Origin of the sequence: Clostridium sp. AF37-5, from assembly GCF_003477605.1 — a bacterium.
Lineage (GTDB): Bacteria > Bacillota > Clostridia > Lachnospirales > Lachnospiraceae > Eubacterium_F.
The window spans coordinates 22,984-42,231 of record NZ_QUDR01000010.1; the positions used below are offsets into that span (position 1 = coordinate 22,984).

Consider the following 19,248-nt stretch of genomic DNA (forward strand, 5'->3'; position numbering starts at 1 on the left):
ATGCAGAAACGCGAAGTTACTAAAAAGCAACTGGCTGTCATCATCTTGTTAAGCATCGGGATGCTGGCAGCCGCTGCTTTATTAAATCAGTTTTTCCCGGCCGGGTCAAAGCAGACAAAAGAAACATTAAAACAGACAGCGGTTACGCCGAAGGTGACCGCTTTGCCGTCGTTGTCTCCGACACAAAAACCGACACCGACGCCTGATCCGACCCAAAAAGTAGCAACTTTCTTTCAGGGACCAAAGGCTTATGAGGGGCGCAGAGAGTGGTCCGGTAAATGGGGCAAAGAGTTTTACGATGGTGGCTCCTTTGGTGCTTTTGGATGCGGTTTGTGCTGCATGGCAAATATTTATACGACATTTTCTTCGTATGAAAGTTCACCGGTTGATATGTACCGGTATGCAAAAAAAGTGAGTGGCTATGGCGGTGGTGGTGCTATCGACTGGGGCTATATGAAGGCTACGTTAAAAGAACTTGGTTTTACGTCAGATGTTTTTCGTAAGCCCGGCAAATACGAAGCGTTTCAAAAGTTAGTGAAAGAATCACTGGCATGTATTGTTGTGGTGAGCAGTAATGACAGCGATTGTTACTGGAAAGATACGCCGGGGCATTATGTGACATTGTTTTTATATGATGAGAAAAGCGATAAAATTTTTCTCGGGGATTCCGGAGATTTGACGCATAACAGACAGTGGGTACCTTTGAAAAAAGTATATCGTTCTTTGAAAAAATCAAACCCATGGCAGATTTTGCAGGTGACATCGTTTGATAAGTCGAAGGACAATTGGAAACATAAAGGATTTGGAGGAAATGCCATACTTCCGAAAGAATGGAAATAAATACGCAGGCAGGTGATACGCAGTGAATATTGCAATTTGTGATGATGACAAAGGCGTATGCTCTCAGCTTGAGGGGTGGATTGAACAATATAACTATGAAAATGCAACGCGTCTCTATGTTGACGTGTATCATAGTGCGGAGACATTGCAGCAGCAGTTACAGTCCGGTCAGTGGTATGACATGCTGTTTCTTGATATTGAACTGCCACAGAAGAATGGAATTGAACTGGGGCAGATGATTCGCAGTGCATGGAAAATGGATTTGATTTATTTGGTTTTTATCTCCGGAAAATCAAATTATTGTATGGATTTATTTGATGTGCATCCATTGAATTTTCATTTAAAACCGTTAAAACACAAGGATGTTGTAAAAGATATTGACCTCGTGCGTGAGCGTGTTAATACGGGAACGCTTGCTTTTCGGTACCGTGAAGATGGTGTTTATAAAAGTGTATGTTTGAAGGATATTGTGTATTTTGTAGGAGCGGGAAAAGGTGTTGAAGTTCATTGTAAGGATGGGAGAGTGGCTTTTGCGGGGAATTCGCTGCAGCAGCTTTGTGACATTTACGAAAAACATGGATTCAGCCGTTGTCATAAGAGTTATCTGATTAACCTGAATTATGTTTCGGAATATTCTATGTCAAAGGTGAAGATGTCAGATGGCAAAGAGATTATAATAGGAAAAAGCCGTAGAAAACAATTTAAAGATGAATTCATTAATCATGAACTGATGGAGGACTGAGATGCTTTTTGCTACTTTTTATATTATTGCCAATATATTTCAATCTTACGAATTATGGCTGTTGTACCGATGCTTTTTTGGGAAAAGCAAGCGTGGGGCAGGCATTGAATTTTTAGCCTTTGTGCTCTTTTTTGCGATAACCATGCTGTTAAATGTTTTTATAGATATTCCAATTCTTACGGGACTTAGTTCTTATGTTATGCTTGTATTGATTGCCTTTTTTGGGTACGAGAGCGGCTGGAAACAAGGCCTTTTGTATTCAGTCTTTGCTTTTGTCAGCATGACTTTAGCAGAATGTATCGTGGGACTTGCAACCGGATTTTTGGATTTAAATGTATTCCAGTCGAGAGAATATTACAACGTCTGGGGCATGGTGGCACTGCCGGTCGTGCAGTATCTTGTCGTGCTTATGATACGAAACTTTCGCAATCTGCAGAAAGGAAGAGAGATTCCGATTCTTTACTGGGCGGTAACGATTGTGCTCCCGGTGTTTTCACTTTACCTTGATTTGATGATTTGCCAGCAGAATTTTTACTGGTTAAATATGCTTGGCTGTACGGTTATTTTGTTTGTCATGAATGTTTTGGTATTTTATCTGTGTGACGTTCAGATTGAAAATATGCGCGTGCGTTTTGAAAAGGAAAAACTGGAGCAGCTAAATGTGTATCAGAACCGTCAGCTTAAACTGATGCATCAGATGGATGAAGAACTTAGAATTCAGCGGCATGATTTTCAGAAACATATTTCCATGCTTGCATTTATGAACAGTCAGGGCGAAAAAGAAAAACTGACAGCGTACTTAAATGAAATGCAGGAAGGGGAACTTTTCCAGACGAAGTTTGAGCGAACGGACAATTTTGTCATTGACAGTATTCTCAGCTATAAATTGCAGGAGTCAGACCGCCTTGGGATTGAAACTAAAATGGATGTCAAAGTTCCAAAAGATTTGAATGTTTCTGCCTATGTGCTTATGGGAATCCTGACAAATCTTCTTGACAATGCAATAGAAGCGTGCGAAAAAGTGCAAGATAAAAAGATTAAGATTACAATAAAATATGCAAAGAAAATGCTCATTATCCGAATTTCCAATACCTATGACGGCAAAGAGAAATTTAATTCTGTAATGGGAATTAAAACGTCGAAAAAAGATAAAGAGCTTCATGGTTATGGAATTAAAAGTATTCGTCACATGGTCGAGAGTGTTGACGGAGATTTTGAGATACATACAAAAGGGGAGTGGTTTGTTGCTGATGTGGTGATTCCGCTGGTGTAAAAATTGATAAGTTGTGGGAGGAGAATGAATGTGTTTGTTGGCTTTTCTTTGCTTCCGTAATTCAGTAGAAAAACTTTGCGTCTCGTGGTTCTCCGTTCCACTCCGGTCCACGCAGGTCAGAGGTTCCCCGAACCTCTTGCGCCGCTCTCGCTAGTTGAGTACGTAGCAGTAGGGGCACTGAAACTACCAGAGGTCTCCGCTCCGCTTCGGTCGTTGCATAACAGAAGTCCACTGGACTTCTTGCAACACCTACTGACGTACTCAAAACCCACGAGTCACAAATTTTTTCTGCTGAATTACTGGAATTTCGAAAAAAGCTAACAAAAAATGTCCGTTCACTCCCAATTTTTGTCCGTTCACGAATTTTAGAATCTGTTATCGTTAGAATGTGTTATCATTATAAGCGGTACTATAACTATGGATTGGATTTATTATATCTAATCTCTCAACATAATTAAGAAATGGAGATGTAAGAAAGATGGTAAGAATTAATTGAAAAAGGATTGCGTGTATTGTGGGTGTTGCATTTGTGCTGAGTTTCTCTTATTCAATAGCGTTTTCGAGAAGTTTTGTTTATGATTTTGCGCATTATTTACCAAGTAGAGTGTATAATGGAAAAGCGCAAAAGATAAAAATATCATTTAATGTTTCGCATTGGGGAAGTAAGAGTTTTGTTGTAAAACAAGTAAGCAATGACATATTTTTTTCGAAAACCTATGCTACAAAAACAATAAACAAAAAGGCTGGTAACAAACAGACAATTACATTTTCGAATCATGGAAGTTGTCAATATCAATTTTGGAAAAAGGAAGACGGAAAACGTATTCAGGGAACTGGAAAAATAAATTGGTAATGGAATTGAAAATATGAGAGGGGGAGATGTACATGATTACATATTTGTTACCAACCATTTTGTTTGTACAGTTTGTTGTATTTGCCGGTGTGCTTTTGTTTTGTATGCATGAATGGGATATAAGGACGAAGAGTGGAATTTATTTATTCATAGCATATGTGATGGCTTTGTTTACTCTGGCAGGGATATTTGTTGTGGTGTATTTTCCGTTTCCAATACAACAAGAGGAAATTGCATTGAATATTGAATATGAATTGGGGCAAACAAATAATTTTGTACCTTTTCGTAGTATCTTTGGGTATATAAAAGATTTTTTCTCAGGATATCAAAGTGTATTTTTATTTCAATGTATAGGAAATATATTGTTGTTTGTTCCGTATGGTTTTTTTACTGCGATTTTAAGCTGGAAACAGAAACATAAAAAGAAAACGGTTTTTATCATATGTTTTCTTACCAGCTTATCAATTGAAATTTTGCAGGGCGTATTTAACTCTGCCTTAGGTTATTGTTATCGAAGTGTCGATGTGGACGATTTATTATTAAATCTTTTAGGAGGGGTGATAGGAAGTATGGCAGCAGAGATTGTTTATAAAAAGTGGTTTGGTGGTAAAAGAACAAAAATTGTGATGGGCGTTTTGGTGTTTATGTTACTTGCTGTGGCATCGCCACTGACGGCAAAAGTAAGCAAAGCAGACACGCCGGCTGCAACTGAAAAAACGATTGTAAGGGAAGATACGGTGGAGGATTGGCGCGATACCGGTGCTTTTGTAAAAAGCGGTAAATACTCTTATCGTGTGATTGATGCGGCAAAAAAGGAAATTGAATTGAGAAAGATTGCGTCAGATGATACGGAAATTATGATTCCGCAAACCATTGATGGGTACAAAGTGGTCAGTCTTGGTTATTCCGGAAAAATTTTGACGAATGAGGTAAATTTAAGTGTGAATCGTCAGTCTTTTACGGTACTGACAAATGCAGATAAAGTGACAAAAATAACAATACCAAAAACAGTAACAAACATTGGAGTAATGGCGTTTTATCAGTGTAAAAATTTGAAAAAACTTTATTTGCCGAAAGATGTTTTGTTTGTTAGAGAGTATGCATTTTTTGGCTGCAGCAGTTTGACAGAATTACATTTAAATGATGGCGTTGCTATGTATAATGAAGCGTTTGCGGATTGTACTTCATTAAAGAAAGTCTACTCTAAAGGATTTTATTCGTTGTCTTATGAAAGCCGTCTTTTTTCGAAGCCGATTGAAGAGTGGCATTTGGCTCAGGGAGAGGACAAAGGAATTGGCTATTATTCGTTTTGGACAAATGATTTTTGTAAGGGCAGCAGTAAGAAATTTTCCATAAAAAAACTTTACGTTGATGCTAAAGTGAAAAAGGTTCGTCTAGGAATCATGCAGGGGGATGAAAAAAATCCTTTCTTTGTGAAAAAGATTTACATTAAGGGAAAGAAAACAAAATTAACTGCTGACAAAAGCATGAAGACAAGTGTTTGCACGGTAAAAGGAGCAAAGGCAATTCGTGGAGCGAAAAAGGCGCATATGACATATTCGTACAAAATATCCCGGAAAGTATGTATACGGAAAAAGGCGAAGAAAAAGAAGACTTATTGTGTGACGATGACATATCGAAGCAAAAAGGGAAAATGGATTAAACATGTGAAAAACGTTCCAACTAAATAAAAATATGGTATATAAAAAAACTGCGTCTTGTGTTTACAAGACGCAGCTTTTTTTGTTGTAGATAAATTATTTATCAGAAATTTCACTGTGAATCTGCTGCAAGGATTTTACCTCACCATTGCCATGTTTCTGAACATACAAGATTCCTTTAATACTTGCTTTGGCAGCAGCGATAGTTGTCATATAAGGGATTTTTGCTTTAATTGCTGCTTTGCGCAAGTAACTGTCATCGTGTACGCTGTCTTTGCCAACCGGTGAGTTGATAATTAAATCGATATCGCCGTTTGTAATTAAATCCAGTACATTTGGACGACCTTCATACAATTTCAATACTTTCTCTGCCTCAACGCCGGCATCGGTAATGATTTCGTGTGTCTTACCGGTTGCCAGAATCTTAAAGCCTGCCTCGGCGAATAATTTAGCAACTTCAACTACTTCCGGTTTGTCCTTGCGGTTTACGGAAATTAATACAGTTCCTTTCAAAGGAAGTTTTGTCTGTGTTGCTTCCTGTGCTTTGTAGAACGCCTCGCCATAGTAGGTGGAAAGACCAAGTACCTCGCCGGTAGAGCGCATTTCCGGTCCGAGCAGAGGGTCAACCTCTGGGAACATGTTGAATGGAAATACGGCTTCTTTGACACCGAAATATGGAATATTCTGTTCCTTCAAAGAGGATACCGGTGATGGGCGGCCTGTAAGTTCTGAAGTAATAATGTCGGTAGCTAAAGGCACCATGCGGATGTTACATACTTTGGAAACAAGCGGTACCGTACGGGAAGCTCTTGGATTTGCCTCCAGAACGTAAACCGTTCCATTTTCAATGGCATACTGCATATTCATGAGACCTTTAACATGCATCTCTTCCGCAATCTTTTTCGTGTATTCTTTGATTGTCGCAACATTTTCCTCGGAAATATGAACCGATGGAATAATGCAGGCAGAGTCTCCGGAGTGTACACCGGCAAGCTCAATATGTTCCATAACAGCAGGAACGAAAGCGTGTGTTCCATCGCTGATGGCATCTGCTTCACATTCCAATGCGTGATTTAAGAAACGGTCAATCAAAATCGGACGGTCCGGTGTAACACCTACGGCTGCTTTCATGTAGTCGGTAAGACTTTCGTCATCATATACGACTTCCATGCCGCGTCCGCCAAGTACATAAGAAGGACGAACCATAACCGGATAACCAATTTTTTTCGCAATTTCCAGTGCTTCATCAACGGTTGTTGCCATGCCTGCTTCCGGCATTGGAATTCCTAATTTGTCCATCATGGCACGGAACAAATCGCGGTCTTCCGCCAAGTCGATAACAGATGGAGACGTGCCAAGAATTTTAACTCCGTTTTTCTCCAGTTCGGCTGCCAAATTAAGCGGTGTCTGTCCACCAAACTGAGCAATTACACCGAGTGGTTTTTCTTTTTTGTAAATGCTTAAAACATCTTCCAATGTTAAAGGCTCAAAGTACAATTTGTCGGATGTATCGTAGTCGGTGGAAACCGTCTCCGGATTACAGTTTACGATAATCGTCTCAAAGCCGAGTTTTTTCAAAGCAAGTGCTGCGTGAACACAGCAGTAGTCAAATTCGATACCCTGACCGATTCGGTTTGGACCACCACCGAGAATCATGATTTTATTCTTTTCTTCGCTGACCGGATTTTTGTCTTTGGCGTTGTAAGTTGAATAATAATAAGCACTGTCTTTGGTTCCGCTTACGTGAATACCTTCCCAGGCCTCCTCAATGCCAAGTTCGATTCTCTTATTGCGGATGTCATCTTCCGGAATCGCAAGAATCTGACTTAAGTATTTATCCGAGAAGCCATTTTTCTTAGCGGAAATAAGCTGCTCATTGGATGGAAGAGAACCTTTGGATTTTGCGATGGCTTCCTCTTCCTCAACAAGTTCTTTCATCTGTTCAACAAAGTAGTGTTTTACTTTTGTAATATCAAAGATTTCGTCTACGGTAGCGCCCTTTCTAAGCGCCTCATACATAATGAAATGGCGGTCACTCGAAGGAGTAGCTAACATACGAAGTAGTTCTTCTTTTGATTTTTCATTATAATCTTTGGCAAAACCTAAACCATAGCGGCCGGTCTCTAAGCTTCGGATTGCTTTCTGGAAAGCCTCTTTATAGGTTTTTCCGATGCTCATTACTTCGCCGACGGCACGCATCTGAGTTCCTAATTTATCTTCTACACCTTTGAATTTTTCAAAAGCCCAGCGCGCAAATTTAATTACAATATAGTCACCGTCCGGTTTGTATTTATCTAAGGTTCCGTATTTTCCACATTCGATGTCTTTCAAAGTAAGACCGGCAGCAAGCATAGCGGAAACTAAAGCGATTGGGAAACCGGTAGCTTTGGATGCCAGTGCAGAAGAACGGGAAGTTCTTGGGTTGATTTCGATAACAACGATTCGATCGGAAACCGGATCATGAGCAAACTGTACATTAGTGCCGCCGATTACTTTGACGGAATCGACAATGCGGTATGCCTGTTCCTGAAGACGTTTCTGCACTTCTTCGGAAATGGTAAGCATCGGTGCGGAACAGAAAGAATCACCGGTATGCGTTCCCATTGGGTCAATGTTTTCAATGAAGCAGACGGTAATCATATTGCCATCGGCGTCACGTACAATTTCAAGCTCTAATTCTTCCCAGCCAAGGATGGATTCCTCGACAAGAACCTGTCCAACTAAACTTGCCTGAAGTCCACGGGCACAAACAGTTTTTAATTCTTCTTTATTATAGACAAGACCGCCGCCGGCGCCGCCCATTGTGTAAGCAGGGCGTAAAACAACCGGATATCCTAATTCATCCGCAATGGCTAACGCTTCATCTACGCTGTAGGATACCTGGCTTCTTGCCATTTCAACGCCAATGGCATCCATGGATTTCTTGAATTCGATACGGTCTTCTCCACGTTCAATGGCATCGACCTGCACACCGATTACCTGTACGCCGTATTTGTCAAGAATTCCCTCACTTGCCAATTCGGCACAAAGGTTTAAGCCGGACTGACCGCCGAGGTTTGGTAAAACGGCATCCGGACGCTCTTTGGCAATGATTTGCTCCAAACGGTTTACGTTCAGTGGCTCGATGTAAGTTACATCTGCAATTTCCGGGTCTGTCATAATGGTTGCCGGGTTGGAATTGACCAAAACGATTTCGTAACCAAGTTTTCTGAGCGCCTTGCAGGCCTGTGTTCCGGAGTAGTCAAACTCGCAGGCTTGTCCGATGATAATCGGACCGGAACCGATGATTAATACTTTGTTAATGTCTTCTCTTTTAGGCATAGTTGTCTCCTTTATATATAGTTTTTTTGTTCTCTATCCATTTTATTTATTTGATGATATATCCAATTCCCAAACAGTTTGGACCGATATGTGTTCCTACGACCGGTCCGATGCAGGTGGTCAGAATTTCATTTTTAATACCTGCCTCACGAAGTTGTTCTTCAAATGCTTTTGCCCGCTCCGGCGCATTTGAATGTCCGATTACGAGTTTATAATTTTCATCTGCCGGCTGGTCTTTTAATTTGTTAATCAGCCATGCATTTGCGGATTTCTTTCCTTTTACCTTATCAATTGGTTTTGCACCGTCGGCAATAACCTGTAAAACCGGATGTACTTTCATCAGGCCGCCAAGCAGTGCTGCACTTTTACTGATTCGTCCGCCACGTTTTAAGTATTCCAGTGAATCTACGACGATATAGGTTGCGGTTTTCTTTAAAAGGGTCTGAATGGTGTCGGCAATTTCTTTTGCGGATTTTCCCTCGTCACGCAAAGTGACAGCAGTTTCAACTAAAAGTCCCTGTCCCATGGCTCCCGTTTCACAGTCAATCAAATACAGACGGTCAGAATTGATGTTTTCTGCGGCAATGGATGCGGACTGAAATGTTGCACTCATGTATTTGGAAAAGAGGACTGCCACGACTTCATCGCCGGCATCGATGTATTTTTTGAAAATTTCCTCGAATTCAAATGGATTGACAGCGGCGGTAGAAGGATTGTTACTGTCGTTTGTAAGTTTGTCATAGAAAGCTTCGTTGGTGAGATCAATACCACATTTAAAATCGTCTTCCCCAAAACGAACGGTAAGCGGCATGATATCGATGTTTAATTCTTTTGCATAGTCCATGGTTAAATCGCACAGACTGTCCGTAATTATGCGTATCATAGGAACCTCCATTATTTCATTGTAAATGTATTTGCAGGGCATTTTATATAAAAAAATTATCTTCTTATATATAATACCGCAGTTATAAAAATTATAGTGTGATTGTAATGGTTTGTCAATTAAATTACCAAAAAATCGGATAAGACGAAAAAAGTGCTTTTCTCTCGGCGTTCTTTATGTTACAATGGAGTCAGCGACCGCAGAACTGTTGCGTTATTTCTATGCAAATGTTTCTGTGTCAAAATACATTATTATATTATTTAGGAGGAAATAAGTATCATGGCAAACAAATGGGTTTATACCTTCAAAGAAGGTAACATGACCATGCGTAATCTGCTTGGTGGTAAAGGTGCTAACCTTGCGGAGATGACTGAAATCGGTCTTCCGGTACCACAGGGTTTCACTATCAGTACAGAAGCATGTACGCAGTATTATGAAGATGGCCGTAAAATCAATGATGAGATTATGGCTCAGACAATGGAAGGTGTTAAATGGATGGAGGAAGTGAACGGTAAAAAGTTCGGTGACCTCAAAAATCCACTTCTCGTTTCCGTACGTTCCGGTGCTCGTGCATCCATGCCTGGTATGATGGATACTATCCTTAACCTTGGTTTGAATGACGAAGTAGTAGCTGCAATGATCGAAGGAAACCCGGATCCTAAATTCGAGCGTTTCGTATACGATTCTTACAGACGTTTCATCCAGATGTTCTCCGATGTCGTTATGGAAGTTGGTAAGAAATATTTCGAGCAGCTCATTGATAAAATGAAAGCTGAAAAAGGCGTTGAGTATGACGTAGATTTGACAGCAGCTGATCTTAAGACTTTGGCTGAGCAGTTCAAAGCTGAGTACAAAAAACAGCTTGGTGAAGATTTCCCATCAGATCCGGTTGAGCAGTTGAAACTTGCTATCGAGGCTGTATTCCGTTCTTGGGACAACCCTCGTGCAAACGTATACCGTCGTGACAATGATATCCCTTATTCATGGGGAACAGCAGTTAACGTAATGCCTATGGTATTCGGTAACTTGAATGATGAGTCCGGTACAGGTGTTGCCTTCACTCGTGACCCTGCTACAGGCGAGAATAAATTGATGGGTGAGTTCCTTAAGAACGCACAGGGCGAGGACGTAGTTGCCGGTGTTCGTACACCAATGCCAATCGCTCAGATGGAGCAGGAATTCCCAGAAGCATATGCTGAATTTATCAAAGTATGTGATATCCTTGAGAATCACTACCATGATATGCAGGATATGGAGTTTACTGTAGAGAACAAAAAACTTTACATGCTTCAGTGCCGTAACGGTAAGAGAACCGCTCCGGCTGCTTTGAAGATTGCTTGTGACCTCGTTGATGAAGGACATAAGACAGAAGAAGAAGCAGTAGCAATGATCGATCCTCGTAACTTGGATACACTTCTTCACCCACAGTTTGATGCAGCAGAATTGAAAGCTGCTACTCCAATTGGTAAAGCACTTGGTGCTTCTCCGGGAGCTGCTTGTGGTAAAATCGTATTTACAGCAGAAGATGCTGTAGAGTGGAATGAGAGAGGCGAGAAAGTCGTACTTGTACGTCTTGAGACTTCTCCGGAAGATATCACTGGTATGAAAGCATCTCAGGGTATCTTGACTGTTCGTGGTGGTATGACAAGCCACGCTGCCGTAGTTGCACGTGGTATGGGTACATGTTGTGTATCCGGTTGTGGCGATATCAACATGGATGAGGAAAACAAGAAATTCACATTGGCCGGCAAAGAGTACCATGAAGGAGATTATATCTCAATTGATGGTTCTACCGGTAACATCTACGATGGCGTTATCAAAACTGTTGATGCTACAATCGCAGGTGAGTTCGGCCGTGTTATGGAATGGGCTGACAAGTTCCGTACAATGAAAGTTCGTACAAATGCAGATACACCGGCAGATGCTAAGAAAGCTCGTGAGCTTGGTGCAGAAGGTATCGGACTTTGCCGTACAGAGCATATGTTCTTCGAGGAAGACAGAATTGCTGCTTTCCGTGAGATGATCTGTTCCGATACAGTAGAAGAGCGTGAAGCTGCTCTTGATAAGATTCTTCCATATCAGCAGGGAGACTTCAAAGCATTGTATGAAGCTTTGGAAGGAAATCCGGTTACCATCCGTTTCTTGGATCCACCTCTTCATGAGTTCGTTCCTACAGAGGAAGCTGATATTAAGAAATTGGCTGATGCACAGGGTAAATCCGTTGAGGATATCAAAGCAATCATCGCTTCCCTGCATGAGTTCAACCCAATGATGGGACATCGTGGATGTCGTCTTGCTGTAACTTATCCGGAAATCGCTAAGATGCAGACAAAGGCAGTTATCCGCGCTGCAATCGAAGTTCAGAAAGAGCATCCGGACTGGAATGTTAAACCTGAAATTATGATTCCATTGGTTGGCGAAGTAAAAGAGTTGAAATATGTTAAGAATTTCGTTGTTGAGACAGCAGATGCTGAAATCGCAGCAGCAGGTGTAAACCTTGAGTATGAGGTTGGTACTATGATCGAGATTCCTCGTGCAGCATTGACTGCTGACGAAATCGCTAAAGAGGCTGACTTCTTCTGCTTCGGAACAAACGATTTGACTCAGATGACATTCGGTTTCTCCCGTGATGATGCTGGTAAGTTCTTGGATGCATACTATGATGCTAAAATCTTCGAGAACGATCCATTTGCTAAACTTGACCAGGAAGGTGTTGGCAAGTTGATGGAAACAGCTCTGAAACTTGGAAAACCTGTAAACAGCAAACTTCACTGCGGTATTTGTGGTGAGCACGGTGGTGACCCATCTTCTGTTGAGTTCTGCAACAAGATTGGTCTTGACTATGTATCCTGCTCTCCATTCCGTGTACCGATTGCACGTTTGGCAGCAGCTCAGGCAGCAATCGCCGAAAAGAGTAAATAATAAGCAGTATGTTCACTGTTGTGATATAACGGTTACTCGTGACGATGTGAAAGCCTTTATGGCACAGCGTGATGAGTACACGAAAGCCAACAGATTTAAAGATATTACCATTAAAGTATATATCTAATATGCATACTATCAGCAAGGGAAAGTATTATGAAATGCTTTCCCTTGTTTTGCAATAAGAGAAAGCAAAATTTGGGAATAAGTCTTAATTGTTAAAAACGGTTAGGATTTGTTCCCATTTTTTATTTTATACAATATGCAAATCTGGAGGTGATGAAGATAGGATTTTTGAATATCTCAGATACGAGAAAAGAAGTTCGACACATGATCAAGAGATTAGAAAAGGACAAGCAATATGAGATTATTGAGGTGTCTGATATTAAGTCGAATCAAAAAAATCCAAAGTACTGTCATGCGTGTGTTCAGTATCGGCGGATCGTTAAAAAACAGTAGTAACAAATTAAAAAAATACGGAGGGTCAGAATTATGTGTAAAGTAATCGCTATATGCAATCAAAAAGGTGGCGTGTCCAAAACCACCACAACAGTGAATCTTGGAGCAGGTTTAGTCAGAGAAGGAAAGAAGGTGCTTGTGATCGATGCAGATCCACAGGGAAATCTGTCACAGAGTCTTGGCATTATGAATCCGGATGAGCTGGACGTGGCACTGCCTGACATTATGGAGCAGATCATTATGGATAAGGATGTGGATGTGATAGAGGGGATTGTTCAACACGAAGAGGGATTTGACCTTATGCCATGCAACATCAATCTGTCCGGTGTGGATGTATCGCTTGTGAATGCCATGAGTAGGGAGTTAGTTTTGAAAACTTATGTGGAAAGTATGAGGGAGTTCTATGACTACATTCTTATCGACTGTATGCCGAGTCTTGGAATGATAACTGTAAATTCCCTTACTGCAGCGGACAGTGTGTTGATCCCGGTACAGGCAGCCTATCTGCCGGTAAAAGGATTGGAGCAGTTGATCACAACGATCTGCAGGGTGAAGAAACATCTGAATCCGTCGATTCGGTTTGAGGGGATATTGATCTCCATGCTGAATGCAAGGACCAATTATGCGAAGGACATTATGGAACTGATAAACGAGTATTACGGAGATTCCATTCCTATCTTCGAGAGCAAAATCCCGTTTTCCGTAAAAGCCTCTGAAACATCAGCGGCTGGAGTAAGTATTTTTTCGCTGGATAAAAAGCATCCGGTAGCAAAAGCTTATGAAGAACTGACGAAGGAGGTAATCGCTCATGAGTAGAACAAAGGCTTTAAAAAATGTGAAATTGACGAGTTTTGATGACCTCTTTGGAGGCAAGGTTGTGGAGGAAACTGCAGAAACGGGCGATGTGAAAGAGATACCGCTTTCTGAGCTGCATGAGTTTCATAACCACCCGTTTCAGATCCGTTCGGATGAAGAATTGGAAGAGATGATTGAGAGTGTCAGAGAGCATGGAGTGCTGGTGCCGGGAATTGTACGGAAACGGGAACAGGGCGGTTACGAGATCATTGCAGGACATACAAGGAAGCATGTGTGTGAAGTGCTTGGCTTGGAAACCATGCCGGTCTTTGTAAAGGAGCTGAACGACGATGAAGCCAGTATGGTGATGGTGGATTCTAACATTCAGCGGGAAAATATCCGACCAAGTGAAAAAGCAAAGGCGTATAAGATCAAGTATGATGCCATGAAGAATCAGGGGAAAGCAGGAAACAGCCTGAAGATGATGTCGGAGGAAAGCGGTGAGAATTACAAGTCGATTCAAAGATACATCTGGCTTGCCAGGCTGAATGATGATCTTTTGGCATTAGTCGATCATAAGCGGCTTGGACTTGGTCAGGGCGTCAGTTTATCAGTTTTGACGGCTGAAGAGCAGCGAATGGTTTATGAAGCACTCTGCCGGTATCCAAAGAAACTGTCGGCGGTACAGGCAAATACGATCAAGCAGCTCAGTGTGGATGGAAAATTGGATGCAGAGATGCTGGAACGCTATCTTATTTCTGCACAGAAGCAGAAGAGAAAAAAGGAAATTACTCTGAAAAATGAACGGCTGTCAGAGTATTTTGAGGAAGAAACCACAGAAGAGGAAATGATGAATATCATTTTTGAACTGTTAGAAACATGGAAACGAAAGAAAGGAAGTGCACAGAATGAATAAGATTATTTTACTTGGAAATATGACAAGAAATCCCAAAACAACGAGAAAGACAGCAGAGGATGGAAGTGAAGTTGTCATTACCAAATTTGATCTTGCTGTAAACCGGCGGGCAAAGCGTGACGGAGAAGCCGATGCCGATTTCTTTCACTGCACTTCCTTTGGAAGGCAGGCGGAATTTGTCGAGAGATATTTTCATAGCGGCTCCCGTGTATTAGTCATTGGACGGGTGCAGAATAACAACTATACGACCAAAGAGGGAAGCAAGGTCTATGGTTTCAGTATTATTACAGAAGAGGTTGAATTTGCACAGAAGAAAAGTGCGGAGAAACCGGCAAATAAAGACAGTGATTTTTCGTCCGTTTCGGATGAGGAGCAACCGGTCGATGGCAGGTAGGTGATAACATGGCAGAAGGTTTCTTCCGAAGCAAAAAAGGATTTACAGTCGTTCAAAATGAGATTACCAGAGACACGAACATTTCTTTGAAAGCAAAAGGACTATATCTTGTCATACAGGCATATATCTCCATGCCGGATAAGAAATGGACAAAAGAAGATTTCCGAAATCTGACCAAAGAAGGGAAAAAGGCATTTGATAGTGCGTGGAAAGAATTAAAAGATTTTGGATATTTGAAGGTTCACTTTATGCCGGATAATGGTGTATGGCGGGCTGAGTATGAGTTGTTAGATGAACCGGATCTCGGACCACATACACTATATCATAGCTGCGATGGAACGGTTTCCAGTAATAATCTGACAAGAGCAGAAAAGAAGCGGCAGGCGGATTTATCTGAAGAAGAGAATGAACAGGTTTCGTCTGAAAATATCAGCTATCCGGCTACAGAAAAAGATGAAAATCACCGTTACCCCCTTTTTGGTACTAACGGTAAAGATGACCGTTACCCCCCTTACGGTAGTAACGCTAACGGTAATAACGGTTACGGTAGCAACGCAAATGGGGGTAACAATAATAAAGACTATAATATAAATCCTGATATAAAGACTGGTATATTAAATCCTAATCTTAATCCATATCAGGATCAGGAGGTGATCCGAGAAGATTATTCGATGGAGTTCATCGTGCAGCACTATGAACTGGAAGCAAGGTATATTCCTCGTGGAAAGGAGAAGCAGTTCAATACGGTAAAGGATGTACTTTATGATGTTTTAAACACCGGGAAGCCGATTATCCGGGTTATGGGAGAGGACAAACCGGCGGCTGTTGTAAAATCAAGGCTTTTGAAACTGGATCGATTAGATATTGATTATGCGATCGAGCAGTATCAAAAGCAGGTGACAAAGGTACATAATCACAAAGCCTATATGCTTACGGTACTGTATCAGGCGAAGTCGCAGGGGGAACTGGATATCAGCAATCAGGTCATGTATGATTTTTATGGAGCAGGCAGCCATGAAAAGGACAGCGGTGCCGGGTGATAAAATGCTTTAATAAACTAACAGATACGATATAATTAACATTGCTGGGAATGACCAGCGTACAGCAAGGAGCGTGAATGATATGAAAAGATTAGTAAAAACAGGCGTGTTCATGATGTTGGTGCTGATGACATTGGCATCACAGAAAAATGTGGCAGAAGCAAAGACGAAAGTCATTCATAAAAAAATGACGATTGATCTGAACATGGATTCTTCTATTCGCTACACACCGACGAAACTGCAGAAATATTCCAAAGTAAAAGTTCGAGTCAAAAACAGGAAGGTGCTGAAAGCGAAAGCAAAAGGCAGAAAATACATTGTCATGAAAGGAAGAAAAGGCGGTAAAACGACAATGACGGTCAGCCTGTATAAAAAACACAGAAAAGTGCGTGTGTACCGTTATCGTATCAAGGTGATCGGAAAGGGACAGGATGGCTATAAGTCACAGGCAAAGGAAGCATTTGACATTCAGAACCGGTACCGGGCAGAGAAAGGTGCAAAAGCATTGATATGGTCAGATGAGTTATATCGGTTTGCCCTGTACCGTTTAAAGCATAGTGGTTATGATAGACATAAAAATCTTCCAACCGATATGGAGAACTTTTTTGGCGATACATTGGTAGTCAACAACATATCCTTAGGAGAAAATATGGCGTGTGGACAGACAAGTGCCAAAGAAGTGATGCTTTCGTGGAAACACAGTCCCGGACATTATCGAAACATCAAGAACAAAGGATATCGTTGTGGTGCGATTGCCCGCTATAAGGACATCTGGTGTGCGGTTTTTTATGATGGTTCTCCAGAAAATCTGACGAGAAAACAGGAAAATGCATCGGAAATGATATTTACCGTGAAAAGACAGGATAAATCAACTGGGCAGTATATTGGTGGGGCAACGATTGGATATTACGAGGAGAATGACTGATGGAATACCAGTAAACGGATCACGGTAGGCGAATCTGGAAGGCAGATCGTCTTGGAAATTGGAAAAACCTATGTGTTTTATGAGAAGACAACGCCGGATGGATATAATAAAGCAGAAAAAGTAACGATAACCGTGACGAAAGACACGCCAAAAGATATTGTTCTGATAGATAATTAAGCGGTAGAAATGTTTGGCATTGTATGGAAGTGAAAAAATAAAATATAGCAACTGTTTATGTAGCAGGAAATGTATGTAAGAAAGATAATACATTTCCTGCTTTTTTGATGTGCGCCTTGCGGCGCACGTCGCTAATGGGTGAAAGTCCCTAATCCGCCCTAGTAGTGGGAAGGATACAGCCAAGACCAAGGGTGTCCATCGTGAGGTGGAATCTGAAGGAAGGTGGAGGCAAATCTCTGGTCTGACGAACAGAAATCACATCAGGCTATAGTTAAGGATAAGGCTGCATCACAAGCCAAAGTCCAATAACTACTCGGAATTAACTGTAGTAAATGTGGCAGATATATGGAGAGAAAGTGACGTGTGGTACCAAGGGAGGTTTCGTCAGCGGTTGGAAACAGAGTATGAAAACCGTCAGTAACAACGAATGGCGAGAAGTCAGCAGAGGTCATAGTACCATTATGGTTGCAAACATAGTGGGAAGGACTGAACTTTAGGAGATGTGAGTAAATGAATGTAACCAAAGATGGATTTAAGGACAGACAACTTCATATTGAGGACTATCTGCAAATGGTATCTGCGGAACAGAAAGAGTATGCAGAAGTGTCCGCCCATCAGAGGATTACTGAAAACAACGACATCATCACAGATTTTCAGACGGACAATCTACTGGAACAGATTTTACACAAGGATAACCTTAACAAGGCTTATAAGAAAGTGAAATCTAACAAAGGAGCAGGCGGCGTTGACGGAATGAGCGTAGATGAACTTCTAGGCTTTCTGAAAGACAACCAAGAGCAACTAATCCAACAGATAAAGGATGGGAAATATAAACCTAATCCAGTCCGTAGGGTAGAAATACCCAAAGAAACAAAAGGCGAGGTCAGAAAACTGGGAGTGCCAACAGTAGTTGACAGAGTGTTTCAACAGGCAATCACACAGGTATTAACGCCGATTTACGAGAAACAGTTCTCGGAGGATAGTTTTGGATTTCGACCGAACAGAGGTGCGCATGACGCACTGAAACAATGCCAGACAAATGTCAATGATGGATATGTATATGTGGTAGATATGGATTTGGAGAAGTTCTTTGACACAGTATGTCAGAGCAAACTAATTGAAGTACTATCACGAACCATCAAGGATGGGCGGGTAATATCACTCATTCACAAATATCTTAATGCTGGAGTTATCAGCAGAGGAATGTTCGAAAAGACAGAGGTCGGAATGCCACAAGGTGGACCATTAAGCCCACTCTTAAGTAACATCATGCTGAATGAATTGGATAAGGAACTTACACGGAGAGGGCATAGATTTGTCCGATACGCAGATGACTGTATGATTTTCTGTAAAAGCAAGAAAAGTGCAGAAAGAACCTTAAACAACATAGTGCCATATATTGAGGGAAAACTATTCCTTAAAGTAAATCGCACCAAGACGTGCGTGGCACATATCAGCAAAGTCAAATACCTTGGCTATAGCTTCTATAGATACAAGGGAATATGCAGATTTCGGGTACATCCTAAATCAGTAACAAAGATGAAGAATAAAATCAGAGAGCTTACTGACAGACATAACGGATGGGGAAATGAATATCGAGCATTAAAGCTGACACAGTTTATTAGAGGATGGGTAAATTACTTTGGAATGGCAGATATGAAAGGTCTGTTGCAGAGTAATGACAAGTGGTTACGCCATAGAATAAGGGCAGTCTATTGGAAACAATGGAAGAAACCTAAAACGAAATACCGAAAGTTGAAAGAACTCGGAATGAATGAAGACTTTATTCAATGGCACGCAAATATGCGCCAGGGCATTTGGAACTGTAGCAATAATAGACTGGTACAGTTTGCCTTGAGTAATGAAAAACTCCGTGAATGGGGATATCCAACATTCACAGAGTTTTACCTGAAAATATGTGAAAACTAAAGAACCGCCGTATACCGAACGGTACGTACGGTGGTGTGGGAGGTCGGTAGATAAGATAATTATCTACCTCCTACCCGATTGGAGGAAAAATAATGCAGTTTCTCATCCGCCCGCCACC

General features: G+C 41.3%; 16 protein-coding genes. 14 read left to right on the forward strand and 2 right to left on the reverse strand.

Annotated elements, in window-relative coordinates:
• From DW019_RS07940 to DW019_RS07960, 5 genes are all read left to right on the forward strand, one after another.
• Complete coding sequence (locus DW019_RS07940) at positions 1 to 840, forward strand: hypothetical protein (protein WP_022376616.1); 840 nt, start codon at positions 1 to 3, stop codon at positions 838 to 840.
• Between the two features lie 22 nt (positions 841 to 862).
• Complete coding sequence (locus DW019_RS07945; RefSeq protein ID WP_118443028.1) at positions 863 to 1,582, forward strand: LytTR family DNA-binding domain-containing protein; 720 nt, start codon at positions 863 to 865, stop codon at positions 1,580 to 1,582.
• A gap of 1 nt (position 1,583) precedes the next feature.
• The gene (locus DW019_RS07950) at positions 1,584 to 2,855 is read left to right on the forward strand and encodes a GHKL domain-containing protein (protein WP_118443029.1); all 1,272 of its coding nucleotides are present in this window, start codon (positions 1,584 to 1,586) and stop codon (positions 2,853 to 2,855) included.
• 514 nt (positions 2,856 to 3,369) lie between these two features.
• Positions 3,370 to 3,708, forward strand: a complete 339-nt coding sequence (locus DW019_RS07955) for a hypothetical protein (protein ID WP_118443030.1) — start codon at positions 3,370 to 3,372, stop codon at positions 3,706 to 3,708.
• Between the two features lie 32 nt (positions 3,709 to 3,740).
• Positions 3,741 to 5,399 carry a VanZ family protein gene (locus tag DW019_RS07960; RefSeq protein WP_182431067.1) on the forward strand — a complete coding sequence of 553 codons (1,659 nt, stop codon included), beginning with the start codon at positions 3,741 to 3,743 and terminating at the stop codon, positions 5,397 to 5,399.
• A gap of 66 nt (positions 5,400 to 5,465) precedes the next feature.
• On the opposite strand, the gene carB is transcribed toward DW019_RS07960, so the two are convergent.
• Entirely contained in the window at positions 5,466 to 8,690 is a 3,225-nt protein-coding gene (gene carB / locus DW019_RS07965; RefSeq protein WP_118443032.1) for a carbamoyl-phosphate synthase large subunit, read from the reverse strand.
• Positions 8,691 to 8,736: 46 nt separating this feature from the next.
• A complete protein-coding gene (locus DW019_RS07970) occupies positions 8,737 to 9,573 on the reverse strand; it encodes a DegV family protein (RefSeq protein ID WP_182431068.1) in 837 nt (278 codons plus the stop codon).
• Between the two features lie 279 nt (positions 9,574 to 9,852).
• On the opposite strand from DW019_RS07970, the gene ppdK reads away from it, so the two are divergent.
• The 9 genes from ppdK to ltrA all read left to right on the forward strand — a co-directional run bounded on the left by ppdK (position 9,853) and on the right by ltrA (position 19,130).
• Positions 9,853 to 12,495 (forward strand): pyruvate, phosphate dikinase, encoded by a 2,643-nt coding sequence (gene ppdK / locus DW019_RS07975; protein WP_118443034.1) that lies wholly within the window; start codon positions 9,853 to 9,855, stop codon positions 12,493 to 12,495.
• A gap of 279 nt (positions 12,496 to 12,774) precedes the next feature.
• Positions 12,775 to 12,954 (forward strand): hypothetical protein, encoded by a 180-nt coding sequence (locus tag DW019_RS07980; RefSeq protein ID WP_118443035.1) that lies wholly within the window; start codon positions 12,775 to 12,777, stop codon positions 12,952 to 12,954.
• A gap of 33 nt (positions 12,955 to 12,987) precedes the next feature.
• Entirely contained in the window at positions 12,988 to 13,770 is a 783-nt protein-coding gene (locus DW019_RS07985; protein WP_118443036.1) for an AAA family ATPase, read from the forward strand.
• Positions 13,763 to 14,665 (forward strand): ParB/RepB/Spo0J family partition protein, encoded by a 903-nt coding sequence (locus DW019_RS07990; protein WP_118443037.1) that lies wholly within the window; start codon positions 13,763 to 13,765, stop codon positions 14,663 to 14,665. The genes DW019_RS07985 and DW019_RS07990 overlap by 8 nt, the downstream gene beginning before the upstream one ends.
• Positions 14,658 to 15,059: a single-stranded DNA-binding protein gene (locus DW019_RS07995; protein WP_118443038.1), complete on the forward strand. Its 402-nt coding sequence runs from the start codon at positions 14,658 to 14,660 to the stop codon at positions 15,057 to 15,059. The genes DW019_RS07990 and DW019_RS07995 overlap by 8 nt, the downstream gene beginning before the upstream one ends.
• A gap of 8 nt (positions 15,060 to 15,067) precedes the next feature.
• A complete protein-coding gene (locus DW019_RS08000; protein ID WP_118443039.1) occupies positions 15,068 to 16,099 on the forward strand; it encodes a DUF6017 domain-containing protein in 1,032 nt (343 codons plus the stop codon).
• Positions 16,100 to 16,181: 82 nt separating this feature from the next.
• A complete protein-coding gene (locus DW019_RS08005; protein WP_118443040.1) occupies positions 16,182 to 17,024 on the forward strand; it encodes a CAP domain-containing protein in 843 nt (280 codons plus the stop codon).
• Positions 17,025 to 17,075: 51 nt separating this feature from the next.
• The gene (locus tag DW019_RS15450) at positions 17,076 to 17,201 is read left to right on the forward strand and encodes a hypothetical protein (RefSeq protein ID WP_243024129.1); all 126 of its coding nucleotides are present in this window, start codon (positions 17,076 to 17,078) and stop codon (positions 17,199 to 17,201) included.
• A 510-nt stretch (positions 17,202 to 17,711) separates the two neighbouring features.
• Positions 17,712 to 19,130 (forward strand): group II intron reverse transcriptase/maturase, encoded by a 1,419-nt coding sequence (gene ltrA, locus DW019_RS08015; RefSeq protein ID WP_118443041.1) that lies wholly within the window; start codon positions 17,712 to 17,714, stop codon positions 19,128 to 19,130.
• Positions 19,131 to 19,248: the final 118 nt, after the last annotated feature.

Excerpts from the sequence above, each read along its gene's own strand:
- DW019_RS07940 (WP_022376616.1), top strand. The coding sequence starts at position 1 with ATGCAGAAACGCGAAGTTACTAAAAAGCAACTGGCTGTCATCATCTTG.
- DW019_RS07950 (WP_118443029.1), top strand. The coding sequence starts at position 1,584 with ATGCTTTTTGCTACTTTTTATATTATTGCCAATATATTTCAATCTTAC.
- DW019_RS07960 (WP_182431067.1), top strand. The coding sequence starts at position 3,741 with ATGATTACATATTTGTTACCAACCATTTTGTTTGTACAGTTTGTTGTA.
- carB (WP_118443032.1), bottom strand. The coding sequence starts at position 8,690 with ATGCCTAAAAGAGAAGACATTAACAAAGTATTAATCATCGGTTCCGGT.
- DW019_RS07970 (WP_182431068.1), bottom strand. The coding sequence starts at position 9,573 with ATGATACGCATAATTACGGACAGTCTGTGCGATTTAACCATGGACTAT.
- ppdK (WP_118443034.1), top strand. The coding sequence starts at position 9,853 with ATGGCAAACAAATGGGTTTATACCTTCAAAGAAGGTAACATGACCATG.
- DW019_RS07980 (WP_118443035.1), top strand. The coding sequence starts at position 12,775 with ATGAAGATAGGATTTTTGAATATCTCAGATACGAGAAAAGAAGTTCGA.
- DW019_RS07985 (WP_118443036.1), top strand. The coding sequence starts at position 12,988 with ATGTGTAAAGTAATCGCTATATGCAATCAAAAAGGTGGCGTGTCCAAA.
- DW019_RS07990 (WP_118443037.1), top strand. The coding sequence starts at position 13,763 with ATGAGTAGAACAAAGGCTTTAAAAAATGTGAAATTGACGAGTTTTGAT.
- DW019_RS07995 (WP_118443038.1), top strand. The coding sequence starts at position 14,658 with ATGAATAAGATTATTTTACTTGGAAATATGACAAGAAATCCCAAAACA.
- DW019_RS08000 (WP_118443039.1), top strand. The coding sequence starts at position 15,068 with ATGGCAGAAGGTTTCTTCCGAAGCAAAAAAGGATTTACAGTCGTTCAA.
- DW019_RS08005 (WP_118443040.1), top strand. The coding sequence starts at position 16,182 with ATGAAAAGATTAGTAAAAACAGGCGTGTTCATGATGTTGGTGCTGATG.
- ltrA (WP_118443041.1), top strand. The coding sequence starts at position 17,712 with ATGAATGTAACCAAAGATGGATTTAAGGACAGACAACTTCATATTGAG.